Origin of the sequence: Sporosarcina sp. P20a (assembly GCF_002743175.1) — a bacterium.
GTDB lineage: Bacteria > Bacillota > Bacilli > Bacillales_A > Planococcaceae > Sporosarcina.
The window spans coordinates 116,925-139,083 of the sequence record NZ_PDYT01000003.1; the positions used below are offsets into that span (position 1 = coordinate 116,925).

Below are 22,159 nucleotides of genomic sequence, written 5' to 3' on the forward strand. Positions count from 1 at the left end.
CCCCCTATAATAGTGAGTACACTAATTGTTGTGTATACGCATGTTGTGGGTCTTCCAATACTTGATCCGTCAAACCTTCTTCAATTATTTCACCGTTTAACATGACAATAGTACGGTCCGCCAGCATCCGGATCACTGCCAAATCATGTGACACTACAATCATGCTGATTTGTAGTTCTCTTTGAATTTTTTTGATTAAATCTAGAACGTTTGCTTGCACAGACAAGTCTAGCCCTGTCGTTACTTCATCCAAAAATAAAATAGGTGGGTTATTCGATAATGCTTTCGCAATTTGCACGCGTTGCTGCATCCCACCCGAAAACTTTTCGGGTTCCTCTTTCATACGATGCAACGGAATATGAACATTTGTAAGCAATCTTTTCCCTGTTGCCTCCATATCCGACACATTTCGATTTCCTGCCGCAATTAACTTTTCCGCTATGTTGCCAATCGATGAAAAGTTCATCTTCAGTCCGTGAACTGGATTTTGATACACCATGCCATAATCATGATTGCGAATCATACGCTTTTGCTGAGAAGACAATTCGAAAACATTTTCATTTTCTTTACCCGGTCGGTTAATGTACGCAGCTCCAGATGTAATATCAGTATCAAAATACAAGCATTGCATCATCGTCGATTTACCACTTCCACTTTCGCCGACAATCCCCAAAATTTCACCACGATAAAGATCTAAAGAGACGTCTCGTACGGCAAAGACCGTTCCACAAGCTCTGCAGTAATTTTTCTCTACACTATTTCGTTCTTTAACTTGGCATTCTTGACAGCCCGTACCATACTGTTTGCGTAAATTCTTAACCCGTAAAATCGGTGTTTCATGCATATGTGCTTTCCACCTCAACTTTCTCTTGTTTGTTTAATTGTTCTATACAATAAGCTGAATCGTTGCACTGATAAATCGTTTCACCCTTTTCGTGATCTATGAGTTCATCTAGGAAAACATCTACTGCTCCACACAAATGACAATGCGCCCCTTCAAATGATTCAACAGTAAATGGATAATCATCAAAAGCTAACGATTTGACGGATGTATAGGGCGGTACAGCATAAATTTTCTTTTCCCTTCCTGCTCCGAGAAGGATCAATGCTTCAGAATGATCCATTTTTGGATTATCGAATCTTGGAATCGGGCTTGGTGCCATTACATAACGGTCGTGAACGGACACAGGATGATCAGCAGTTGTCGCTGTTTTTCCAAACTTCATAATTTGCTCGAACAACATCAGCCAAGCACCACTATAATCATCTTCCGCATGCATATTTTTTGTCACGTACTCCCTAGCTTCAATGGCACGCAACGGTTCTGGTATCGGGACTTGTAACACAAGAATTTGTTCTTTCGTCAATGAACATTCAGGAATCCGGTGCCTTGATTGAATAATGTCTGCTTCCTCTGTACACTCCGTCAGCTGAACACCTGTTGTATCTTGAACTAGCTTTTTAATACTCACTGCATTGACCGACTCATCGGAGCCCTGGTCGATCACTTTTAAGACATCTGTTTGTCCAATTAGAGAAAGTGTAAGCTGCAAACCACCTGTTCCCCAACCTCGTGCAATGGGCATTTCCCTAGAAGCAAATGGCACTTGATAACCTGGGATGGCTACAGCTTTTAGAGTAGCGCGACGAATTTCCTTTTTTGAACCCTCATCGAAAAAAGCAAAATGCGTGTTAGCTTTCATTGATCTGCACTCCTTTCTTCACTTGCCGGATACTGTCCAATTTAGATTGGAACGTCACGTAATGCGGTAGCTTCAAGTGGGAAATAAACCCGCTGGATTCCACTGAATCAATGTGTAGCAGTACAAATTCTTCATCATGTGTTGGATATTCATCATTTAGATGTTCTAGGCACTGATCGAGAATACTCATCGCAATCGTTTTGGTTTCATTTTGTCCATAACAAATCCCATATCCAATCTCAAATTCCAGTTCATCCTCATTGTTTTCATTTTTCACATTGACAGGCACAAATGATTCTACTTCGGTTACTTGAATGTCACCGATGTAAAAATCTTCGTCCTCTGAACCGTCTTCTTCATTCGGATGCTTAACGTAAATCGGCAGCGAACCTACACGTACTTCACCTACAGTAGGATGGACTTCTCCATATCCGCGCAACGAAGCATATGCCAACGAAGTAAGTGCACCTGTTTGCCCGCGGGTTAGGACTTGCAATCTTGCACTGCGGCTAGCCGGAAACTCCAAACTCTGTTTCGTAATATCTTCAGGTTCTGTATTGTCCAGTTCATACCGTTCAAACAATCCTTCTTTACGAAGGTACTCTACAACTTTCGGATAGCGTTCAATCGTTTCTTCCACCTTCAACTCATGAAACCCTTCGGCATAGCTTTGTAGCCAATGTGTATTATCAGCTTTATCTTCATTGATCAAATCAAAATCCAGAAGCCGATGTGTGTAGTCATACGTGGCACCCAATAATTGACCGCCTGGTATATCTTTAAAGCTCGCAGAAATTCTTCGTTCTACAAACATCGCTTCCGTTTCGATTGACTCGCTGTAATACAATCTCGGTAAGGTGGAGCGGTGAGCTCTCATAAGGAATACTGCTTCTTCCATACTTCCCTCTGCCTGCTTGATAGCCAATGCGGCCAATTGCGGAGAATATAAACTACTCTCCGACATGACTTGATCAACCAAAGCTCTCATCGTCGACAAAATAGTTTCAATTTCGAGGATTGCTTGTCCTTTGAGCCGTTCGAACTTTACACGTTTAATAGAAGCATCTATCGCCTCAGTGCCTCCTTTTACAGGAACATAACCCACTTAACCCACCTCCTTATGTGCAACTGCCGTTGTTCTGGGTACGCAAGCAATTTGTGAAGCTTGATCTATAAAAATTAAGTCGATTCCCATTGGAAATTCATTTGTTCGCTGATTTCGAGCTCGCCAAAACACTTCTGGAAATCCTGTTTGAAGAGGTATTTCCGTTTGAATACCCGGACCTTTTAAAACTGTTTGACCATCATTTTGTAAAACAGGACTTTCAACGAGCCAAGTAGAAGATTGCTGTGGATCGATGAGGGAACCGATTTTACAATGTTCCATTGCATGCTGTATCGCTTGCTCATTGTCTCCGCGAGGGACTATGACAAAGTCCGCTTCATGAATGGATGCATATTTGGCAGACGTATATTCCGATATCTTTTCTATTAGCCCTTGGTGTTCATTGGAGATAATATGGAAAGTGACTTCTCCGTCTAATAATGTCATGGCTGTTAAAAGTAAAGCTTCACTGCAAGGAATAGAATAATCCATTCGTTTCACTGGTTCTGTAATGGATGAAATCGTACCCGGCCGTGACATACTATGCAGTAATTTACGATAGACATATTGCAAATCATGTACTTGATCAATCGCCATACTCTCTCTCCTGTCTACTTTGATTCTAGTAAGTAATTATATTTCCATCGTTTCAAAATTGACTTTTGTACCGATTAATTCTGCTTGTCGTCTGACCTTCTCTTTCCTAATTTCATCCTCAGCAGTGATTAACTGAGGTTCCCATAAAAAAGTTTCCGGCAAGTCGGCTTTATACGCTGCATCGATGATGGCCAAATGCTTAGCCAGCTCCTCTTCCATCCCAGCGACAATGCCAATGCCGATGCGATTAGCAATCTCCACTTTTGCTTCCGTAACCAGGACTTCACCCATATAGAATAAGGAATTCTTAGCTGTTTCACGCATTTTAATCATTGTCATTCCATATTGTGGTGCTGTAATTTCACGACACTCATATACAGCCGTGATAGTTTCTGCAAGAGTTCTAGCAAGATGACCTTTTTCTTGAATAAGAATTTCAGTTCTTTTTCTTCTTTTCATATGTGCTCCCTCCTTCTCTATAAATTAATAGTAACTTGTCGCCAAGTTCATGTGTTTTAAGATACGGTTAGCTTATTGTAAACATCCTTTACAATTGGACATAAAAAAACAAGCATGGCCGAAAGCCATACTTGTTTATGAATTCATCGTAATATCATACTTGAACTTATCACTGCGATATAACACTTTAGTATATTCAAGTACCTTAGCGGTTTTCTGGTCTACACAGTCGCTTTCAACCATAATGAGCGGGACCATACTGTTGCAAGATAACAATTGTTGCTCGCCTGCAGTTGGAAATGTGATGCTTAGTAGAGATTTGCGGCTGTTAAATTCGCCATAGCCGAGTTTCCGATAATAGGCAAACATCGATTGAATTTCAAAGCAATCTTCTTTAATGCTCGGAATGGTCTTCGAACTAACAAAAGAATAATGAATAGCGATTGGCTCACCGTCAATCAAACGCAATCTTCCAATTTTGTAGATATCGTCTGTTTTCCTCGTTTCTAATGCTTGATACATATGTTCATCGTATGTTATTTGTTCACAAGCTATCGTGCGCGTTTCCAATTCATAACCTAACGCCTTCATCTTTTCAGTAAAACTCGTCCCTGCGGTAAGAGACAGCTGAATTTGTATCGCCTGCTCTTTTAGAAATCGCCCTTTGCCTTGTTTTGAATAAATAAAACCCCGCTCTTCTAACTTTGTTAATGCATTCCTTGCAGTCATTCTTGGTACATTGTGTTTTTTCGCTAGAATGTTTTCAGAAGGCAATCTTTCTCCATATGTGAATGTCTTTGAAACAATTTGTTCCATTAGCTCATCCATAATTATAGTTTCCTTCTCCGTAGATATGATAGCCATCTCCCTTATTGAACTGTTATTGAAGACATATTTTGTATCATATTGTACAATACTTCCCCTTCATCATTCCTTATTCTTGTGATCCATCAGTGTTATAGGATCCTTCTTGCGATAATTGACAAAGCAAATACTGACAACGACTAGCAATAAGCCTACCCACAACGTATGTGTCATGGGCTCTCCAACAAATACCGTACTAATAAACACAGAAATTACGGGCACTAAAAAGGTGAAAACAGCCACCTTACTTGCCTCTCCCGCACGAATGAGCGAATAATAAATGATATAGGCAACAGGGATACCCATCGTTGCGCCGAAACCAAGTCCAAAAATATACATAGGATGCCATTCTATTGATGACCAGCTCTCTGTAATGGCACTGAGTACAAGTAGCACTATACCCCCTATAGTAAACTGCATCGCGACCATCCAATACGCATCTATTTCTTGACTAACTTTTTTCACATACGCAACACCAATCGCCCAAAAGAATGCAGTTAATATACCTAATATCACGCCAATTATAGAAATCTGGGTAGTGAAATGATCCACACTAACTACACTAATTCCGATGAATCCAATCAGCAGGCCAGTTACTTTAATCGCCGTCATACTTTCGCCCAACCACATCCAAGCAAATAATCCAAGGAGGACTGGCTGGAAATATACAAGTACAGAAAATAGCCCGCCTGGCAAATAGTGTAGCCCAATTGTATGCAAGCCGAAAAACAGGACGGTGTTGAACAAAGCTGAAATACAATACTTCCGCCAATGCTGACGCCATTGCAATCTGTCACGTAGCTTGATAATCAGCAATACAATTAAACAACCGCCAAGCAACGCACGCATTCCCGAGAATAATAGTGGCGGTGCATACACGATCGATAGTTTGTAAATTGGCCAACTAATGCCCCAAATTATAACTAAAACTGCCAACGCGACAGTAGATTTTGTAAATAGCTTGTTCACTCCTCCATCCTTTCTAATTGGGTTAATCATTTAAATCTAGTCTATTCTCTCAATCTTTTTTATGACTCTAATCAAAGACAAAGGTTTTCTTTTCGGCAAAAATTCCTTATGATTACTAATGGAGGCGATTTTAAATGAAAAAACTATTTGCCATGATTATAACTGCTGCTCTATTAGCTGCTTGTAGCAATGATGAACCGAAAGAACCGATTGAATCAACGGAGCCCGTGGAAGAGACTGCACCGGTAGAACCAGCAAGTGACGAAATGGAAGAAGGTCTAAAAGCAGATACGGTAGAACATGAGTATGTCGTATTTGCTGAGGACAAGGTTCCTGTTAATTCCAAAGTGAAGTTTATCGGAACCGTGACAGGAGTGAATGAAGGAACTTTAACTGTCCAAAGCAAAGCGGAACAATCCACGGATGAAGTCATATACGTCAAAGATATTCGACTTGGAGAACGTACAGATATTTTGGAAGGCTTCGACGTTTCCGTTTACGGTACGTATGATGGGAAAGACGATGGGGATGTACCTGTTATTAAAGGGATTTTCATTGATGCGGACTGAAAACTTGTAAATCAACCAAAACCGGTTAATTTACAAGTTTTGACTAAGATCCTAGAGGTATAGTACATTTACAGTAAAAGACCCGCAAAAAGGACAGAAGCGACATACGATTGTATGTCGCTTTTTCGGAAAGAGGGGATTAAATGCAAAGAAAGCTAATAGATTATGCCGCTTTAATATTTGGATCATTCATATTTGCAATTGGAATTAACTACTTTGCCATTCCGAATATGCTATCTGAAGGCGGCGTTATCGGGATTACTATCATTACATACTATTTATTCGAATGGTCACCTGGACTTGTCAGTTTCATAATCAACTTAGCACTGGTCGCGATCGGGTACAAATTCTTCAGTAAACGAACGATTATCTACACTGTCATCACCATCATATTCTCGTCCATTTTCCTTGAGTTAACGAAGAATTGGGGAGAACAGTTAGGTAGTGATACATTACTTGCCGCATTGTTTGCTGGTTTATTTGTTGGTGGTGGTCTCGGAATGATTTTCCGTGTTGGCGGTACTTCCGGGGGTGCAACTACAGTGGCTCGGATGCTTCAGCAGTGGCTTGGCTGGAGTGTCGGAAAAGCGATGCTAGTCATTGATATTTCCGTCATTTTGTTGTCGGCCTTTGTTATCGGGAAAGAAAAAGCGATGTTTACGCTCGTTGCTGTGTACGTGGGTGCTAAAGTAATCGATAAAATTGTAGACGGTGCAGATGACCGAAAAGCCGTGATGATCATATCGAAACACCAAGAAGAGATTAGACAAGAATTACTCACTACAATGGGCAGAGGTGTGACGATTCTCGATGGACGCGGCGGCTATACGCTCGAGAAACAAGCGATATTATACATTATTATTAACCAGACGGAAATCGTGCAGTTAAGACGTATTTTGGAGCGGGTAGACGAAGATGCATACGTTACCATCAATAATGTACAAGAAATCTTCAAGCGCGGATTTAAGGAACGACGTCCAAAATAAAATGTGATTTCTACTAGTTCATTTCCTTAATATCATGAATTCTCTCCCATACCATTACAGGCATAGGAGAGAGTTATCTTACTTGATTTTTCATGCTCGGATAAGTGACGATGGCATAAATTTTGATGCATGCCACCTTTACGAAAGAAAGTCATGGACACTTTGTCATTGGTACCACTCCCCACCCAAAACTTGGCTGGGCTTCTCTCGTGTTTTCACACTATTCGCACTCCTCCCAAGAGTCGCAACTATCTTCCAATTTAATTATTTCAATAAAGCATTTCACTCAACGGAGTTCTTCTATATACTTGATAATATCTGAAAAATTTATACCTTTTCGTGATGGATTGAATAGTATTTTTCTAGTGGGAGGAGATTATCATGGATAAACAGAAAAAAGGATTTTTCCAAAAGTTTTTGGATATGATTGAGAAAACCGGTAACCGATTGCCACATCCGGTTACATTATTCGCTGTTTTGGCTTTATTGGTAATCGTCATCTCGGCAGTCGTCTCTTACTTCGGTGTTAGTGCAGAGCATCCAGGTAAAGAAGGCGAAATGATTGAAGTAAATAACTTATTGAGTAGTGAAGGTATTCATTACATCATTACGAATATGACCGATAACTTTATCGGTTTCGCTCCGCTTGGCGTCGTGCTCATCACGATGCTTGGTATTGGTGTCGCAGAAGGTTCAGGATTAATCAGTGCTTTACTTCGCGGCTTTGTAATGTCTGTTCCAAAACGCATGATCACGTTAGGTTTAGTATTTGCAGGGGTTATGTCGAGTGTAGCGTCTGACGCGGGCTACGTTGTCCTGCCGCCACTAGGTGCGGTATTGTTCGCAGCACTTGGAAGACACCCTCTTGCGGGTCTAGCAGCTGCCTTTGCCGGGGTCTCCGGTGGATTCAGTGCCAACTTGCTACTATCGGGTACCGATGCATTACTTGGTGAATTGACGATCATGTCCGCAGCGATCATCAATCCCGAATATGCAGAAGGTATGAATATTGCCATGAACTACTACTTCATCGCATTTTCTGTTATCGTTTTGACATTCGTCGGTGCATGGGTCACAGAAAAAATCGTAGAACCACGTCTTGGCGAATATAACGGTGAATTCCGTGAGAAAGTAGAAAAGCTAACTCGTCTTGAAAAGAAAGGTTTGATTTTAGCAGGTGTTTCTGTCGTTGTTGCAGGGGCATTGGTTGCACTTCTTGTTATATTCCCGGGTGCTCCGTTGCGTGGGGATGAAGCAGATATGCCGATCATTAAATCACCATTCATGAAATCACTCGTTCCGATCATTGCCTTTATGTTCTTTGTACCGGGTCTTGTTTACGGTAGAGTAACGAAATTAATTCGTAATGACAAAGACGTAGCCGCTATGATGTCGACAACGATGTCTGCAATGGGTATGTTTATCGTCCTGTCATTCACAGCAAGTCAATTCGTCGCATTCTTCTCCGAGTCAAATATGGGCTTGGTGCTAGGTGTTTACGGTGCAAACTTCCTTGATAGTATTAGTTTAACAGGGATTCCTTTGTTACTGATGTTCATCCTCATTGCGGCGTTCATCAACTTGTTTATCGGTAGTGCATCTGCGAAATGGGCTATGATGGCACCAGTGTTCGTACCGATTATGATGCAGCTCGGCTATTCTCCTGAATTGACGCAAATGGCGTATCGTGTGGCGGATTCTTCAACTAATATCATCTCACCGCTCATGACCTATTTCGCGATCATCATTGCCTTTGCGCAGAAGTACGATAAGAAGATGGGAATCGGGACGCTCGTTTCTGTTATGTTCCCATACTCCATGTTCTTCTTACTGTTCTGGAGCGTGACGTTAATTATTTGGATGTTGCTAGGAATCGATCTTGGACCTGGATCCCCTATTTATTACTTAAAATAAGACAACCACTACCCCGTAAGTGCATCCTTTGCTCTTACGGGGTTTTTTATGATAGTATAGTAGTTGATAATGGTTTTCATTTAGAATGATTCTATCTATCAAAAGGAGTTTTTAATTATGGATTATGAAGGAAAGAATGCTGTAGAGAAATCGATTATGGGTAGACGCTCCATCAAGAAATTTAAAACAGACCCGATCGATATAGATGAACTAATTGAATTACTCAACGTCGCAAAATGGGCACCAAATCATAAATTGACAGAGCCGTGGCGCTTTCAGTTGTATGTAGATGAAGGCAAAGAGAAATTTATAGGTGCATTTTTGACGTCCCAAGAAAGTGATGGGAACATACCTGATAAAGCACAGCAGAAAGCAGCTTACTTCCGCGAAATCCCTTTGCATTTAGTTGTCATCATGCCAGAAGACGCCCGTAAAAAGCGTTGGGATGAAGACTATGCTGCGATTTCTGCGATGATCCAGAACTTTCAATTGGCCGCATGGGAACGCGGTATCGGCATGATCTGGCGCACGAATGACTGGACACATGACCCCGTATTTAAAGATGCTATCGGTGTGAAGTCAGACGAAAAGATTGTCGGAACACTAATGATTGGCTATCCGAAACATGTGCCTAAGCCAGAGGATCGTATGGATATACGTAACGTCCTGACAATTATTGATAAATGAACTGCACGATTACCAATTTCCTTAATGGGAGCAGGTAATCGTGCTTTTTCTTTCACTCAATGTAAATATTCACTTGATTTCTACACAATTAAGAATACACTAGAAAAAGAACTTTTATAAGGGGCAACTACATATGAAAAGAATCATTCAACCTATTTTCCAACACTATTGGAACCCCTACCTCGTATTATTACTAGCAGGTATTCTTAGTGCTTTGTATTTCGGCTTAACTTCCACTGTCTGGGCAGTAACTGGTGAATTCACAAGACTCGGAGGCGATCTCCTGTTATTATTCGGAGTCGATATCTCGGGCTGGCAATACTTTGATATGGTACATCTACAAGGAGCCACATGGAACCGACCAGATGGCTGGATTGTCTGGGGAATGTTCGCAGGCGCACTCATTATGGTGTTGCTTAGTAATAGCTTCAAAATCCGTCTGCCACAGCAAAAGCGGCGCTACGTACAAGGTTTAATTGGTGGAATCATCGCGGGATTCGGGGCGCGTCTAGCACTCGGCTGTAACTTAGCCGCATTCTTTACAGGTGTTCCGCAATTCTCTTTTCACTCATGGATTTTCATCGTAGCAACAGGTATAGGGACTTTCTTCGGTGCCAAACTGACGAAAACACGCTGGTGGAAAGGTAAACCTTCATTGATTCGAGGGAATGCAAAGCCGACACAACTAAAGAAACGTATAATCCAGCCGTATATTGGTGTAGTGATTGCCGTACTTTACATCGGACTCACTATGTACTTTTTCACGTCAGGACAAAAACTACTTGGTTTAGGCGCGCTGTTTGGACTCGCCTTTGGTATTTTAATCGAACGTGGACAAATTTGTTTTACTTCTGCATTCCGTGATTTATTTCTCGTTGGACGAAGCATTATGGCGAAAGCGATAATTGTAGGAATGGCTGTCAGTTCTATTTTGACGATCATTGTCATTTCGATCTATGATTTAACACCGATCACACAAATCGCAGCACTTAGTACGTTTGTAGGCGGTGCATTATTCGGACTAGGCATTGTGATGGCGTCAGGCTGTGAAACAGGAATGATGTATCGCTTGATGGAAGGCCAGTTGCTATTTTTACCCGTATTTGCGGGCAACATTATCGGTGCTACGTTCCTTGCCTATGCATGGGATCATCTTGGCGTCTATAATGTATTGGTCAAGGGTGGAGCAAAAATCAATCTACTCGATACATTCGGACCGATTGGTGCAATTTCTGCCACACTGCTAATGCTTGGAGGACTCTATGCATTAACGGTATATGGAGAAAAACGCTACCACCGTAAATTAGCAATTAAGAGAGGAATGAATATACATGCAAGCTAAATTGGAAGCGGATTTCACACTCGACCTTCGCGGTGAGTCGTGTCCCTACCCTGTTATTTACACATTAGAAACACTTGAAGGTATGAATAAGGGAGAAATGCTACAAGTCATCACCGATTGCCCGGGCTCATTCCGCAATGTACCCGAGGAAGCGATTGCTCACGGTTACAAATTTGCACAAGACCCTGTAAAGAATGGTCAGGAGTATTTATTTCATATTTATGCATGAGAAAAGGCAGTGTCTGCTAGGGACCCTGCCTTTTCATTGCCTCAAAATTAAAATATATTTTCTTTTCAAATGACTTTGACTGGATCTCTCCCCCAGCTCAATTGTGATCTCCACCCTCTGTCCTTCCAGTTCATCATAAGACTCCCCTTCATAACTACGAATTCCATTTTTTAACCCCTGACATACCCATTTAATAAACGAAGCCATCATTAATAATATGATGAAGTCAAGCGCAATGAAGTAATAACCGCTCCTACGTCCAATAACTTTTCTTGATTCCCAAGCAATAAAAATAGGGCTGTTCCTAGTAATGAATTCCCAGAACAGCCCTTTTTATTTAATCTCTTTCTTTTCCAATCGGTGTTACCGCTTACAATAGTTTTGGCTTACCCATTACTTTTTTAGAGAACTCATTTGTTTGTGACTAACATTTCCTCTTCCCACTTCTTTTCCGCTTCTGCTAAGATGGCCGGTTCTTGCTTCATCTCTTCCAGTTTTTCCGGTTTAGATAGTTCCACCTTCTCCTTGGCTTCCCTCACAGAAATGCTTTCAACCTCTTCTTTTAATCCGATAAATGTTGAGTAGCACATGAAGAGCATCAAGACTGAGATTGGAATGGCCGTGGCAACGAGAGCTGATTGCAACCCTGCTAAGCCGCCTGTCATGATCAACACGACAGTGATAGCTGCGATGATCACTCCCCATACGACCTTTGTTAGATGTGATGGATTCGGATTGCCATTTTCACTGATCATACCAAGTACAAATACTGCTGAGTTTGCGGAAGTGATAAAGAAAACAATGACTAGCACCATGGCTAAAATACTCAAAAATACGCTAAACGGCAAATATTCAAAGAATTTAAATAGTGCCGATGTAATATCAGATTCCACCGCCGTTGCAAGTGCAGTCCCGCCCGCATTCTGGATGAACGTAATCGCCGATCCGCCCATGACCGAAAACCAAGTGAAAGATCCCAATACTGGGATAAAAATCGCACCGAACATGAATTCCTTTATCGTTCTGCCTTTCGAAATCCTGGCTACAAAGCTGCCCACCAACGGAGCCCATGCGATCCACCAGCCAAAATAGAACAACGTCCAACTTGAAATCCAAGAACCGTCTCCATATGGGTCCGTACGGAAGGACATGCTAATGAAGTTCTGGGCATAATCACCTATTCCTTGGAAGAAGATTTTCATTATCATTTGTGTGGGACCAAAGATAAGTACCAACCCCAATAAAACGAACGCCAGTAACATATTTAAGTTTGATAGATGCTTCATCGCCCCTTGAAGACCGGAAACTGTCGATGCCACATAAATAATGCTAATGATTACGATAATGATCGCTTGTGTGGAAATGCCGATCGGCACGTCCCAGAGGTAATTCATGCCGCTATTGACTTGCAATGTTCCGAAGCCAAGCGAAGTCGCAATCCCAATGACGATGGACATTATGACGATGACGTCGATGGTTTTGCCGAAAGTCCCCCGAATTTTATCGCCGACCAACGGGTAAAAGACGGAACTTAATGACGCAGGTAACTTTTTCCTAAACTGGAAAAACGCTAACGATACGCCAACCAATGCATAGCAGGCCCATGCCGAAACACCCCAATGCAGGAATACGAATTGCATTGCTGTTTTTGCAGATTCTTCGGAATAACCCGTTCCAAACGGTGGATCGATGTAGTAGGAAACCGGTTCCGCAACTCCCCAGAAGACAAGGCTGATTCCTATAGAAGCACTAAATAGCATACCGATCCAAGTGGCCGTCTTATACTCTGGCCGATCGTCATCATCTCCCAACCGGATATGACCGAATTTGGACATCCCGATATAAATACAAAAAACGAAGAAAATGAAAACGCTTCCCAAAATGAACCAACCTAGATTATTATAGATAAAACTAAGTGAGGAATTGGAGAAGTTCTCTAGCTGCTTCGGCGCAAAAATACCGATACTTATTAAAACTAAGCTAACAGCCAATGAAGAATAAAACACAGTTTTTTTATCTCTCATATTACCGCTCCTATTTCAAAGACCCACTTGTATCGATGTGTCGAAAATTCCCACACAGCCATACGAGCGGGCATTTGTTAAATTTTAAACGGTGTTATTTGCATAACACCGATTAAATCGAATTTAAGCTTTTACTGTTTGCAAGTTTCCCATGATGTCTACAATCCGCTCTCCTACTTCTGAAGTAGAGGCGCTTCCTTGCATGTCGGGTGTCAGTACTTCATTCTCGACCAATAACTGTTCGATGGAATCCACTACCATTTCGCCGTATTTTTCGTAACCAAAATGATCAAGCATTTGACTCGCTGACCAGATAGCGGCTAAAGGATTACCAATTCCTTTTCCTGCAATATCGGGCGCCGATCCATGTACAGGCTCGAACATTGATGGGAATGTACCCTCCGGATTAATGTTTGCCCCCGCAGCCAAACCGATTCCACCTGCGATTGACGCGCCAACATCAGTTAAAATATCGCCAAACAAATTCGAAGTAACCACTACTTCAAAACGTTTTGGATCTGTAATCATCAACATGGCAGCGGCATCTACTAAATATGAAGCTGTTTTCACTTCCGGATAGTCTGCACTTACTTCTTCGAATACTTGATCCCAGAAGACCATCGAATAGTTTAATGCATTTGCTTTACTGATACTTGTCAGGCTGCGGCCTTGTTTTTTAGCAATCTCAAAAGCATAGCGAATAATTCTTTCTGTACCTTTGCGGGAGAATACACCATTTTGCAGGACCACTTCATGCTCCTGGCCCTTAAACAGCCAATCTCCGGCCCCTGAATATTCACCTTCCGTGTTTTCACGGATAAACAGCATATCAATATCATTACGATCGACATTTCGCAGAGGACAATGCGCACCGTCCAGCAAAGTCACGGGGCGGATATTTACATATTGATCGAAACTTTTACGAATAATCAACAGAAGATCCCATAATGAGATATGGTCCGGAACACCCGGGAAGCCAACAGCCCCTAAATAGATTGCGTCGAACTGCTTTAGTTGTTCAATTCCATCTTCAGCCATCATGCGGCCTTCACGGGTATAATATTCACAGCCCCAAGGGAAGTAAGTGAAATCAAATATAAAACCACCGTCAAGCTCAGCAACCTTTTTCAATACTTTGATCCCTTCATCAATGACTTCAGGACCGATACCGTCTCCGGAAATTACTGCAATCTTATAAGTCTCCATTCTAGCACTCACCACTTTCATCCTTGATTCCAAACAACGAGCTTCATTTCTGTCATTTCTTCAATTGCATATTTTAGGCCTTCACGTCCTGTACCACTTTCTTTCACGCCGCCGTATGGCATTTGGTCTACACGGTAAGTAGGTACGTCATTAATGATCACGCCGCCCACTTCCAAGTTTTTCGATGCATAAAGTGCATGCTGTACATTATTAGTGTAAATGCCTGCTTGCAATCCGAAGTGGGAATCATTGACCAGCTCAATAGCAGCCTGCACGGATTCTACTTTATTCACAACAACGATTGGTGCAAATACTTCCTGGCAAGAAACTTTCAGTGAGTGATCAGCATTGGCAATAACCGTCGGTTCAAGCACACCATTTTGCGACTGACCACCTGCCAAAATTTCTGCATTCCCTTTTTTCGTTTCTTCAATCCAGCTAAGTGTGCGTTCCAATTCCTTCTTCGAAATCAATGAAGAAATATACGTATCTTCCGCCAGTGGATCACCTAGCTTCAACTTTTTGGCAGCCGTTGTGAACTTAGTCGCGAATTCGTCATAACGATCTTCGTGGACATAAATACGTTGTGTTGATATACACACTTGACCTTGATTCGAGAAGGCACCCATAATACAGCGATCAATAATAGAGTCAACATCAATGTCCTTATCTATAATCAACGCGGAGTTAGATCCTAATTCCAATGTGGTCTTCTTCAATCCGGCTTTATTGCTGATTCCGATTCCGACACTTGGACTTCCGGTAAACGTGACCATTTTAACTCGCTCATCCATGACAAGAACGTCACCGATGACACCCCCTGGTCCCATTATAACATTTAGTACACCCGGCGGAAGACCGGCATCTTTAAATACTTCTGCGATGAATAATGCAGATAGAGGCGTTTGAGATGCCGGTTTCAAGACTATTGGGTTTCCCGCGGCAATTGCTGGCCCAACTTTATGCGCCACTAAATTCATTGGGAAGTTAAATGGGGTAATGGCAGCAATTACACCTACCGGTTCACGCAATGTATAACCGATGCGTCCTACACCGCCTGAAGCAGCATCAAATGGAATCGTTTCTCCATGGATCCGTTTTGCTTCTTCAGCAGCGAATTTATATGTCTCGACCGTTCTTAAAACCTCGGCTCTTGCAAACATAATAGGCTTCGCGGATTCACTTGAAATGACTGTCGCTGCTTCTTCCGTTCTTTCAGCTAGTATTCTTGCAACATTTTCTAATATTTCGGCACGTTGAAACGCTGGCATGGCTCCAATAACTTTCCTTGCATTATGTGCAGCTTCAATTGCTTGTTCCGTCAATGTTTGATCCGCCATAGCAATTTCAGCAATTTTTTCATTAGAGTATGGGGAATATAGTGGAGCATAGCTTGGCGCTTCTACGTATTCCCCGTTGATCATCAATTGTTTATTAGTTGTTCTATCAAGTAGTTTATTCATTGAGCGCCTCCAGAACCATTTCATGGAATTGTACGATTGCTTGTTCAGATTGTGAGTAACGACCTTTCTCGAATGCACGTGATTTGAAGCCCAGTTGCTCTAATTCAACCAATTCGATATCTTCAAAGCGAACTTGCTCCGCGAACGTCATCAGGTCTTTCTCTTCTTGAGTCAGTTTTTCCAAGCTGTCTTCGCTAAAGTAGTACGTATAAACGATTTCAGTATTTTCTTCATCGATCGGAACTAACTGAATAGTTGCCATATTCGCAGGTCCCGGATAAATTGTAAGCATCAAGTTTGGCCATAGCCAGAAGAATGATCCACCTTGCATTTCTGCTTCTTCTAGATTTACTTCTCCATATTGCTTATCAGGCTTCACCATAGAACCTTGTATTGAATAGTTCTCACACGTAATGATCTGATAATCATCCATATCTAATGTGTCAATAAAACTTGGATGCGCTACGTGACAATGATCACATTCAAGATAGTTTTCAATAAATGCTTTCCAATTTGCTTTAATATGACGGGACTTCTTGTGAGTAAATTGCAGATTCTTCAAGAATTCAAATTTCCCTAGACGATCGAAGAAATCCCCATACGATTCAGCCAATGGTTTTGCATTGTCATCCAAGTTAACAAAAATTAAGGATTCGATTACTTCCATTCTAACGGAACGCAAGCACGCATCCTGAACGCAAGCAGCATCTTCTTCGCTTCGGAAGTTCGGTGCCTTGTTTAATGCCCCATCCGTTTTGAATGTCCAGCCATGATACGAGCACTGTAGTATTTTCTTTTTGCCCGAATCACTTTTCTCCAATTTCGTCGCTCTGTGAGGACAAACATTATAAAACGCTCGGAGAACTTCATCTGTTCCCCGGATAATAATAAGTGGATCATCGCCAATCTCAGCTGTAAAAAACGCGCCTTTTTTCTCAACTTGGCTTACATGGCCGACTAATTGCCAACTTTTCGCAAAAATCATTTCTTTTTCTTTTTTCAATACCTCTGGATCTGTAAATAGATTGTAAGGCATCGTTCTTTCAAAAGTTCTTTCTGTTGCGTTCTGTACTTTATTATAAGCCATTTCTCATTCTCCTCTTGATTTATATTTTACAATTCATTAATCAATTAACTAGCTTCAATTCTCTGGCAAGAGAACGGTACATCCGCCATTTTGATAGAATTCGTCGGGCAACCTTCGAATGCGTCCTCCAAATCCTCGATTAGATCTTCTGGCACTTCGGTAATGCCTTCATTGTCATCCAATAAAGCAAAAGCAAATCCATCGGCTGTGTAATCAAACAATTCAGGAGCAACCGGGTTACACGCTCCACAAGCGATGCATGTGCTTCGCTCCACCATTGTATATTGTGCCATTTCCTAGCCTCCTATCTAAAATAATTAATTGACTCCGGCAGCCACTTTCTTTGAAGCTTCTTCCGATTCCCCCATCACGCTGGTACTATGCAGTGGCTGCGTTTTTGCTGTCGGATCGATATATACTTTTGCGCTGCTCACCGCGACAGGCGCTTCACCAAAACCAGATGCAATCAACTTTACTTTTCCTTCATATGTGCAAATATCCCCAACCGCGTAGAACCCTTCGATATTCGTTTCCATTTTCGAATTGACCACAATGGAGTTTTTCTCTATTTCAAGATTCCAGTCCTTGATAGGCCCCAGTGATGAAACAAAACCGTAATTGACTAGTACATCATCGACTTCAAGCTCTAAAATCTCTTCTGTTTTAGAATGCTTTAGAATTACTTTCTCAATTCTTTCATCACCTAACAATTCGACCGGAACATAAGGTGTCAATCGTTCTACTTTGGATTGTTTTAATAATTCCACGCTATGTTCATGTGCACGGAACTTATCTCTGCGGTGAATGATGGATGCTGTTTCAGCAATCGGTTCCAGCATCAACGCCCAATCCACTGCTGAATCTCCTCCGCCGAATAAAGCCACTTTCTTGTCTTGGAACTGATTCATATCCTGAACAAAATAATGAATATTCTGTCCCTGGAATTTCTCTTCGCTCTCGATCTCCATCTTCCTTGCTTGGAAAGCTCCGTTACCTGCAGTGACAATAATTGTTCTTGAATAATGTACACCACTATTTGTTGTCAGTTTGAAAATGTCATCATTTTCTTTTATAACTTGTATTACCGTTTCACCCAAGCAGACAGTAGTCGGAAAGTGATTCATTTGTTCAATTAGATTATCTACCAGCTCCTGTGCTCTTACTTTAGGAAAACCGGCGATATCATAAATATACTTTTCAGGATACAGTGCCGATAGTTGGCCACCCAATTGTGGCAAACTTTCAATAATTTTTACTGACATTTGTCGAAGTCCTGCATAAAACGCAGTGAATAAGCCGACTGGTCCACCCCCAATAATTGTTATGTCGCTAACTTCGGCTACTCTGTTCATATTGCGCCTCCTTATTGTCATTTATATAGTTACGGGGTGATGAGGGAATTCCCTCATCCTTGCCGCGTTACTAAATACTATTGCAAGTACCGTGCCAACTTTTGAGATATGCATGGGAATAAGATTGTTATCGTCTTTTTTACAGAGTTCTGTTACAATCGAGTCAATAACAACTCAGAATTATGCAAAAATTCTTGGGGTTGACTCACATACCAGCAGGAAGGTGAAATTGTATGTCCAATGAGAACGAACAAGAGAAAATGGATCTATCCTTGGAATCATTGCTTAACATATTGGATTATTCATCGGATGAAATTTATGTTTTGGACAAAGATATTAAGATTGTCTATGTAAATCGAAATTGCGAAAAGCATTATGGGATGGTAAAAGCTGATGTGCTCGGCAAGTATAATGATGACTTTCTAAACGATGGTTACTGGACTCCTTCTGTAGTTCCACTTGTTCTGGAAAGAAAAACCCCCGTTTCAGTACGCCAACAAACCCATATAGGTGCCGAGTTGCTGACCAGGGCTTTCCCTATATTGAACTCGCACAATGAAGTAGAATATATTGTGTGTACAGCAACAGAAATACAAGATTTTAAACGGCTTGTCAAAGAGGAAGAATTAGATTTTACAAACTCACTAGATGAAGTTTTCGCTAGTAAGATTATTACGAGCAACGCGAAGATGCGAAAAATACTGCGCTTTTGTGAAAAGGTGGCACCTACAGATTCTACTATCTTAGTACATGGTCAATCGGGTACTGGTAAAGGAGTCATAGCATATCAATTACATAAATTGAGTAAGAGAAAGAATGGTCCTTTCCTTAATGTGAATTGTGCAGCTATTCCAGGGGATCTGTTAGAATCGGAGCTATTCGGTTATACGGCGGGTTCATTTACCGGAGCCAAAAAAGACGGTAAAATAGGTTTATTCGAAGCAGCAGATAGCGGCACCATTTTTTTAGATGAAATCGGTGAGTTGGCTTTGCCCCTACAGGCGAAAGTTCTTCAAGTCATCCAAGACAAGAAATTTATTCCGATTGGTAGCAATGTAAGCAAGACGGTGAATATCCGCATTATTGCTGCAACAAATCAAGACTTGCCGAAGATGGTAGAAAATAAAACTTTCCGTGAAGATTTGTTTTACCGACTCAACGTAATTGACATTGAAATGCCGCGATTGGATGAACGCAAGGAAGACATCATCCCTTTAGTTTATAGCTTTCTGAATAATTTTAACAATAAATACCACACTACTAAAATCATTTCTGAAGATTGTTTGAATGTGCTCTATCATTATTCTTGGCCAGGCAATGTGCGACAACTAGAAAACTTAATAGAGCGACTGGTAATTACAAGTGATGCAGTTATAACTATAGAAGATTTACCGGAAGTAATATTGGAAAAAGTAAAAGAAATTCCTGAATTCGCCTATTCCAATTCACTAGAAAAGGCATTAGATAATGTAACAGCTACCATGGTCAGAAGATCCTATCAGAATTTTGGTTCAACTAGGGGTGTGGCATCCGACCTCCAAATCAGCCAGTCGAAAGCATCCAGACTGATCCGAGATTATTGTCGAGAGGAAAAGTAAAAAAACTATTAATATGAACTATGCAATAATAAAAAAGCTTCACTCGGCACGGGTAATAAGATTCAGAGCGGTAGCCTTTTATTATTGCTTCTATGGTTTTTTCCTAGTAATTATAATGAACCGACCAAGTAAATGACTATACATACTTCGCATATCGTACAATCAAGCAATTGTCTCCATACTTTACGTTGGTGTTTATCAGCATTCATTATTTATCTAAAACGAAAAACTGGCCAGGAATATTTATTTCATATTTACGCATGAAAAAAGACAACTATCCTTGAAAGGATAGTTGCCTTTTTCATTTCACTTTAAATATTTACAGTTAGTTTTTGTGCAGATGTTCCCTTTATCTTTGCTACGATTACACTATTGATCGCATTCATGTAGGCCAATGCACTTGCTTTCAAAATATCTGTGTCTGCGGCTTTCGCGATATAATTTTCTCCTTCGTACGCAATGGTGATTTTCACTTTTCCTAACGCATCTTTGCCGCGTGATACGCTACTTATATCATAGCCAATTAATTTCACTTGAATCTTTGTAATTTCAGCAATTGCTGAATACAATGCATCGATTGGTCCCGTTCCAACAGCACTCGACTTGAAGACTTCTTCCCCTTTACGAATCTTGACGCTAGCTGAAGGGAAACTAGAGTTGCTGACGACTTGCAGATCTTCGAATTCAAAGAAATGATCACTATAATTGGTCACGTTCTCTTTATCATGCTTTTCATGATAGTTTTCAACAATTACATATAGATCATGATCGTATACTTCCTTCTTCATATCTGCCAATGTAAGGAACCCTTCAAATATCCCTTCGAATTCTTCAGGCTTCATATGGGTAAACCCTAGTTTTTCAAGTGCATTTCTCACCGCGTGGCGTCCTGATCTCGCCGTCAAAATCAATTCCATATCGTCCAGTCCGACGTCTTCTGGATGAACAATTTCATATGCATCGCGAGATTTTAATAAGCCATCTTGGTGTATTCCTGACGAATGTGCAAATGCATTATCTCCCGTAATCGCCTTGTTCACCTGTACATCCAATCCCATGAAGCTAGATACAAGACGTGAAGTTTTCATAATTTCTTTTGTATTGATTTGTGTGCTGACATTATAAATGGAGCTTCTTGTTTTCAATGCCATGACTACTTCTTCAAGCGCAGCATTTCCTGCACGTTCCCCAATTCCATTAATTGTACACTCTACTTTATCCGCACCATTCTTGACTGCCGCTAATGTGTTTGCAGTCGCCATTCCTAGATCATTATGACAGTGAACACTTAATAAGACATCTGGATCCAGATTTTTCATGCGGTCGTTTAATTTATAGATCATCGCACCGAATTCCTCAGGCTCTGCAAAGCCTACTGTATCAGGTACGTTAATCATTGTTGCACCCGCCTTCATGACGGATTCGATTGTATGCCATAAATACTCGAACTCCGAGCGTGAAGCATCTTCTGTTGAATACTGTACTTGTGGCATTAATGTTTTTGCATATTTCACCGCATCTACACCTATTTGAAGGATTTGGTCCTTTGATTTATTGAACTTTTTCTCGACGTGAATATCAGAAGTGCCCAGCACCATATGAATCATTGGATTTTCTGCATACTTCACTGCTTGATAAACCGAATCGATATCTGCCTGCACCGCGCGTGCCAATGCTGTGATTATGATGTCATTTGTATTGCCTACCTTCTGCGCAACAGCCTTCACCGCCTCAAAATCACCTTGGGATGAAGCAGGAAAACCAGCTTCGATAATATCGACACCAAGCTTCTTTAATTGCTGTGCAATCTCTACTTTTTCATAAAGATTTAATTTAGCACCAGGTACCTGTTCTCCATCACGTAATGTTGTATCAAAAACCCAAATTTTTCTGCTCATCTCTTTGCACTCCTTTTTTTTAAAAATAAATACAAAAAACCCCGTCTCTATATTGAAATATAGAGACGAGGTTAAACTCGCGGTACCACTCTAATTGATTCGCCATA

21 protein-coding genes and 1 other annotated feature (1 of these 22 running past the window's edge) are annotated in these 22,159 nt (G+C 41.1%); of the genes, 7 read left to right on the forward strand and 14 right to left on the reverse strand.

The annotated features are described in order from the left end of the window. Window positions 1-4: 4 nt before the first annotated feature. The 7 genes from CSV72_RS06150 to CSV72_RS06180 all read right to left on the reverse strand — a co-directional run bounded on the left by CSV72_RS06150 (window position 5) and on the right by CSV72_RS06180 (window position 5,697). Entirely contained in the window at window positions 5-844 is an 840-nt protein-coding gene (locus CSV72_RS06150; RefSeq protein WP_099677607.1) for an ATP-binding cassette domain-containing protein, read from the reverse strand. Further along, window positions 837-1,703 carry an alpha-D-ribose 1-methylphosphonate 5-phosphate C-P-lyase PhnJ gene (locus tag CSV72_RS06155; RefSeq protein ID WP_099677608.1) on the reverse strand — a complete coding sequence of 289 codons (867 nt, stop codon included), beginning with the start codon at window positions 1,701-1,703 and terminating at the stop codon, window positions 837-839. The genes CSV72_RS06150 and CSV72_RS06155 overlap by 8 nt, the downstream gene beginning before the upstream one ends. Then, window positions 1,693-2,808: a carbon-phosphorus lyase complex subunit PhnI gene (locus CSV72_RS06160; RefSeq protein WP_099677609.1), complete on the reverse strand. Its 1,116-nt coding sequence runs from the start codon at window positions 2,806-2,808 to the stop codon at window positions 1,693-1,695. The genes CSV72_RS06155 and CSV72_RS06160 overlap by 11 nt, the downstream gene beginning before the upstream one ends. Beyond that, window positions 2,809-3,405 (reverse strand): phosphonate C-P lyase system protein PhnH, encoded by a 597-nt coding sequence (phnH, locus tag CSV72_RS06165; protein WP_099677610.1) that lies wholly within the window; start codon window positions 3,403-3,405, stop codon window positions 2,809-2,811. It abuts the gene before it with no gap. A 36-nt stretch (window positions 3,406-3,441) separates the two neighbouring features. Next, a complete protein-coding gene (gene phnG / locus CSV72_RS06170; protein WP_099677611.1) occupies window positions 3,442-3,864 on the reverse strand; it encodes a phosphonate C-P lyase system protein PhnG in 423 nt (140 codons plus the stop codon). A 135-nt stretch (window positions 3,865-3,999) separates the two neighbouring features. Beyond that, complete coding sequence (locus CSV72_RS06175; RefSeq protein WP_099677612.1) at window positions 4,000-4,692, reverse strand: GntR family transcriptional regulator; 693 nt, start codon at window positions 4,690-4,692, stop codon at window positions 4,000-4,002. A 99-nt stretch (window positions 4,693-4,791) separates the two neighbouring features. After that, window positions 4,792-5,697: a DMT family transporter gene (locus CSV72_RS06180; RefSeq protein WP_099677613.1), complete on the reverse strand. Its 906-nt coding sequence runs from the start codon at window positions 5,695-5,697 to the stop codon at window positions 4,792-4,794. A 134-nt stretch (window positions 5,698-5,831) separates the two neighbouring features. Here CSV72_RS06180 and CSV72_RS06185 point away from each other — a divergent pair, with 134 nt between their 5' ends. The 6 genes from CSV72_RS06185 (at window position 5,832) to yedF (ending at window position 11,424) form a co-directional block, all read left to right on the forward strand. Then, window positions 5,832-6,266: a putative periplasmic lipoprotein gene (locus tag CSV72_RS06185; protein ID WP_099677614.1), complete on the forward strand. Its 435-nt coding sequence runs from the start codon at window positions 5,832-5,834 to the stop codon at window positions 6,264-6,266. A 143-nt stretch (window positions 6,267-6,409) separates the two neighbouring features. Further along, entirely contained in the window at window positions 6,410-7,252 is an 843-nt protein-coding gene (locus tag CSV72_RS06190; protein WP_099677615.1) for a YitT family protein, read from the forward strand. A 381-nt stretch (window positions 7,253-7,633) separates the two neighbouring features. Further along, complete coding sequence (locus tag CSV72_RS06195; protein ID WP_099677616.1) at window positions 7,634-9,166, forward strand: AbgT family transporter; 1,533 nt, start codon at window positions 7,634-7,636, stop codon at window positions 9,164-9,166. 117 nt (window positions 9,167-9,283) lie between these two features. Further along, a complete protein-coding gene (locus tag CSV72_RS06200; protein WP_099677617.1) occupies window positions 9,284-9,853 on the forward strand; it encodes a nitroreductase family protein in 570 nt (189 codons plus the stop codon). A gap of 133 nt (window positions 9,854-9,986) precedes the next feature. Continuing rightward, window positions 9,987-11,195: a selenium metabolism membrane protein YedE/FdhT gene (gene yedE / locus CSV72_RS06205; RefSeq protein WP_099677618.1), complete on the forward strand. Its 1,209-nt coding sequence runs from the start codon at window positions 9,987-9,989 to the stop codon at window positions 11,193-11,195. Continuing rightward, window positions 11,185-11,424, forward strand: a complete 240-nt coding sequence (gene yedF, locus CSV72_RS06210) for a sulfurtransferase-like selenium metabolism protein YedF (protein ID WP_199168481.1) — start codon at window positions 11,185-11,187, stop codon at window positions 11,422-11,424. The genes yedE and yedF overlap by 11 nt, the downstream gene beginning before the upstream one ends. A 410-nt stretch (window positions 11,425-11,834) precedes the next feature. On the opposite strand, the gene CSV72_RS06215 is transcribed toward yedF, so the two are convergent. The 6 genes from CSV72_RS06215 to CSV72_RS06240 form a co-directional block, all read right to left on the reverse strand. Next, window positions 11,835-13,448, reverse strand: a complete 1,614-nt coding sequence (locus tag CSV72_RS06215; protein ID WP_099677619.1) for a BCCT family transporter — start codon at window positions 13,446-13,448, stop codon at window positions 11,835-11,837. A gap of 123 nt (window positions 13,449-13,571) precedes the next feature. Next, window positions 13,572-14,654, reverse strand: coding sequence for a tartrate dehydrogenase (locus tag CSV72_RS06220; RefSeq protein ID WP_099677649.1), 1,083 nt, complete (start codon window positions 14,652-14,654; stop codon window positions 13,572-13,574). A gap of 17 nt (window positions 14,655-14,671) precedes the next feature. Next, window positions 14,672-16,117, reverse strand: a complete 1,446-nt coding sequence (locus CSV72_RS06225; protein WP_099677620.1) for an aldehyde dehydrogenase family protein — start codon at window positions 16,115-16,117, stop codon at window positions 14,672-14,674. Further along, a complete protein-coding gene (locus tag CSV72_RS06230) occupies window positions 16,110-17,204 on the reverse strand; it encodes an aromatic ring-hydroxylating oxygenase subunit alpha (RefSeq protein WP_083034575.1) in 1,095 nt (364 codons plus the stop codon). Before CSV72_RS06230 ends, CSV72_RS06225 begins: the two co-directional genes overlap by 8 nt. A 44-nt stretch (window positions 17,205-17,248) precedes the next feature. Next, on the reverse strand, window positions 17,249-17,497 hold the full coding sequence (locus CSV72_RS06235; protein ID WP_083034574.1) for a ferredoxin: 249 nt from the start codon (window positions 17,495-17,497) through the stop codon (window positions 17,249-17,251). Between the two features lie 24 nt (window positions 17,498-17,521). After that, complete coding sequence (locus tag CSV72_RS06240) at window positions 17,522-18,556, reverse strand: NAD(P)/FAD-dependent oxidoreductase (protein WP_099677621.1); 1,035 nt, start codon at window positions 18,554-18,556, stop codon at window positions 17,522-17,524. A gap of 233 nt (window positions 18,557-18,789) precedes the next feature. Here CSV72_RS06240 and CSV72_RS06245 point away from each other — a divergent pair, with 233 nt between their 5' ends. After that, a complete protein-coding gene (locus CSV72_RS06245) occupies window positions 18,790-20,154 on the forward strand; it encodes a sigma-54 interaction domain-containing protein (RefSeq protein WP_099677622.1) in 1,365 nt (454 codons plus the stop codon). 311 nt (window positions 20,155-20,465) lie between these two features. Here the strand turns inward: CSV72_RS06245 and CSV72_RS06250 are convergent, their stop codons facing one another. Next, window positions 20,466-22,052, reverse strand: coding sequence for a 2-isopropylmalate synthase (locus CSV72_RS06250; protein WP_099677623.1), 1,587 nt, complete (start codon window positions 22,050-22,052; stop codon window positions 20,466-20,468). 58 nt (window positions 22,053-22,110) lie between these two features. Then, window positions 22,111-22,159, reverse strand: a binding site (T-box leader); it runs 191 nt beyond the window's last position.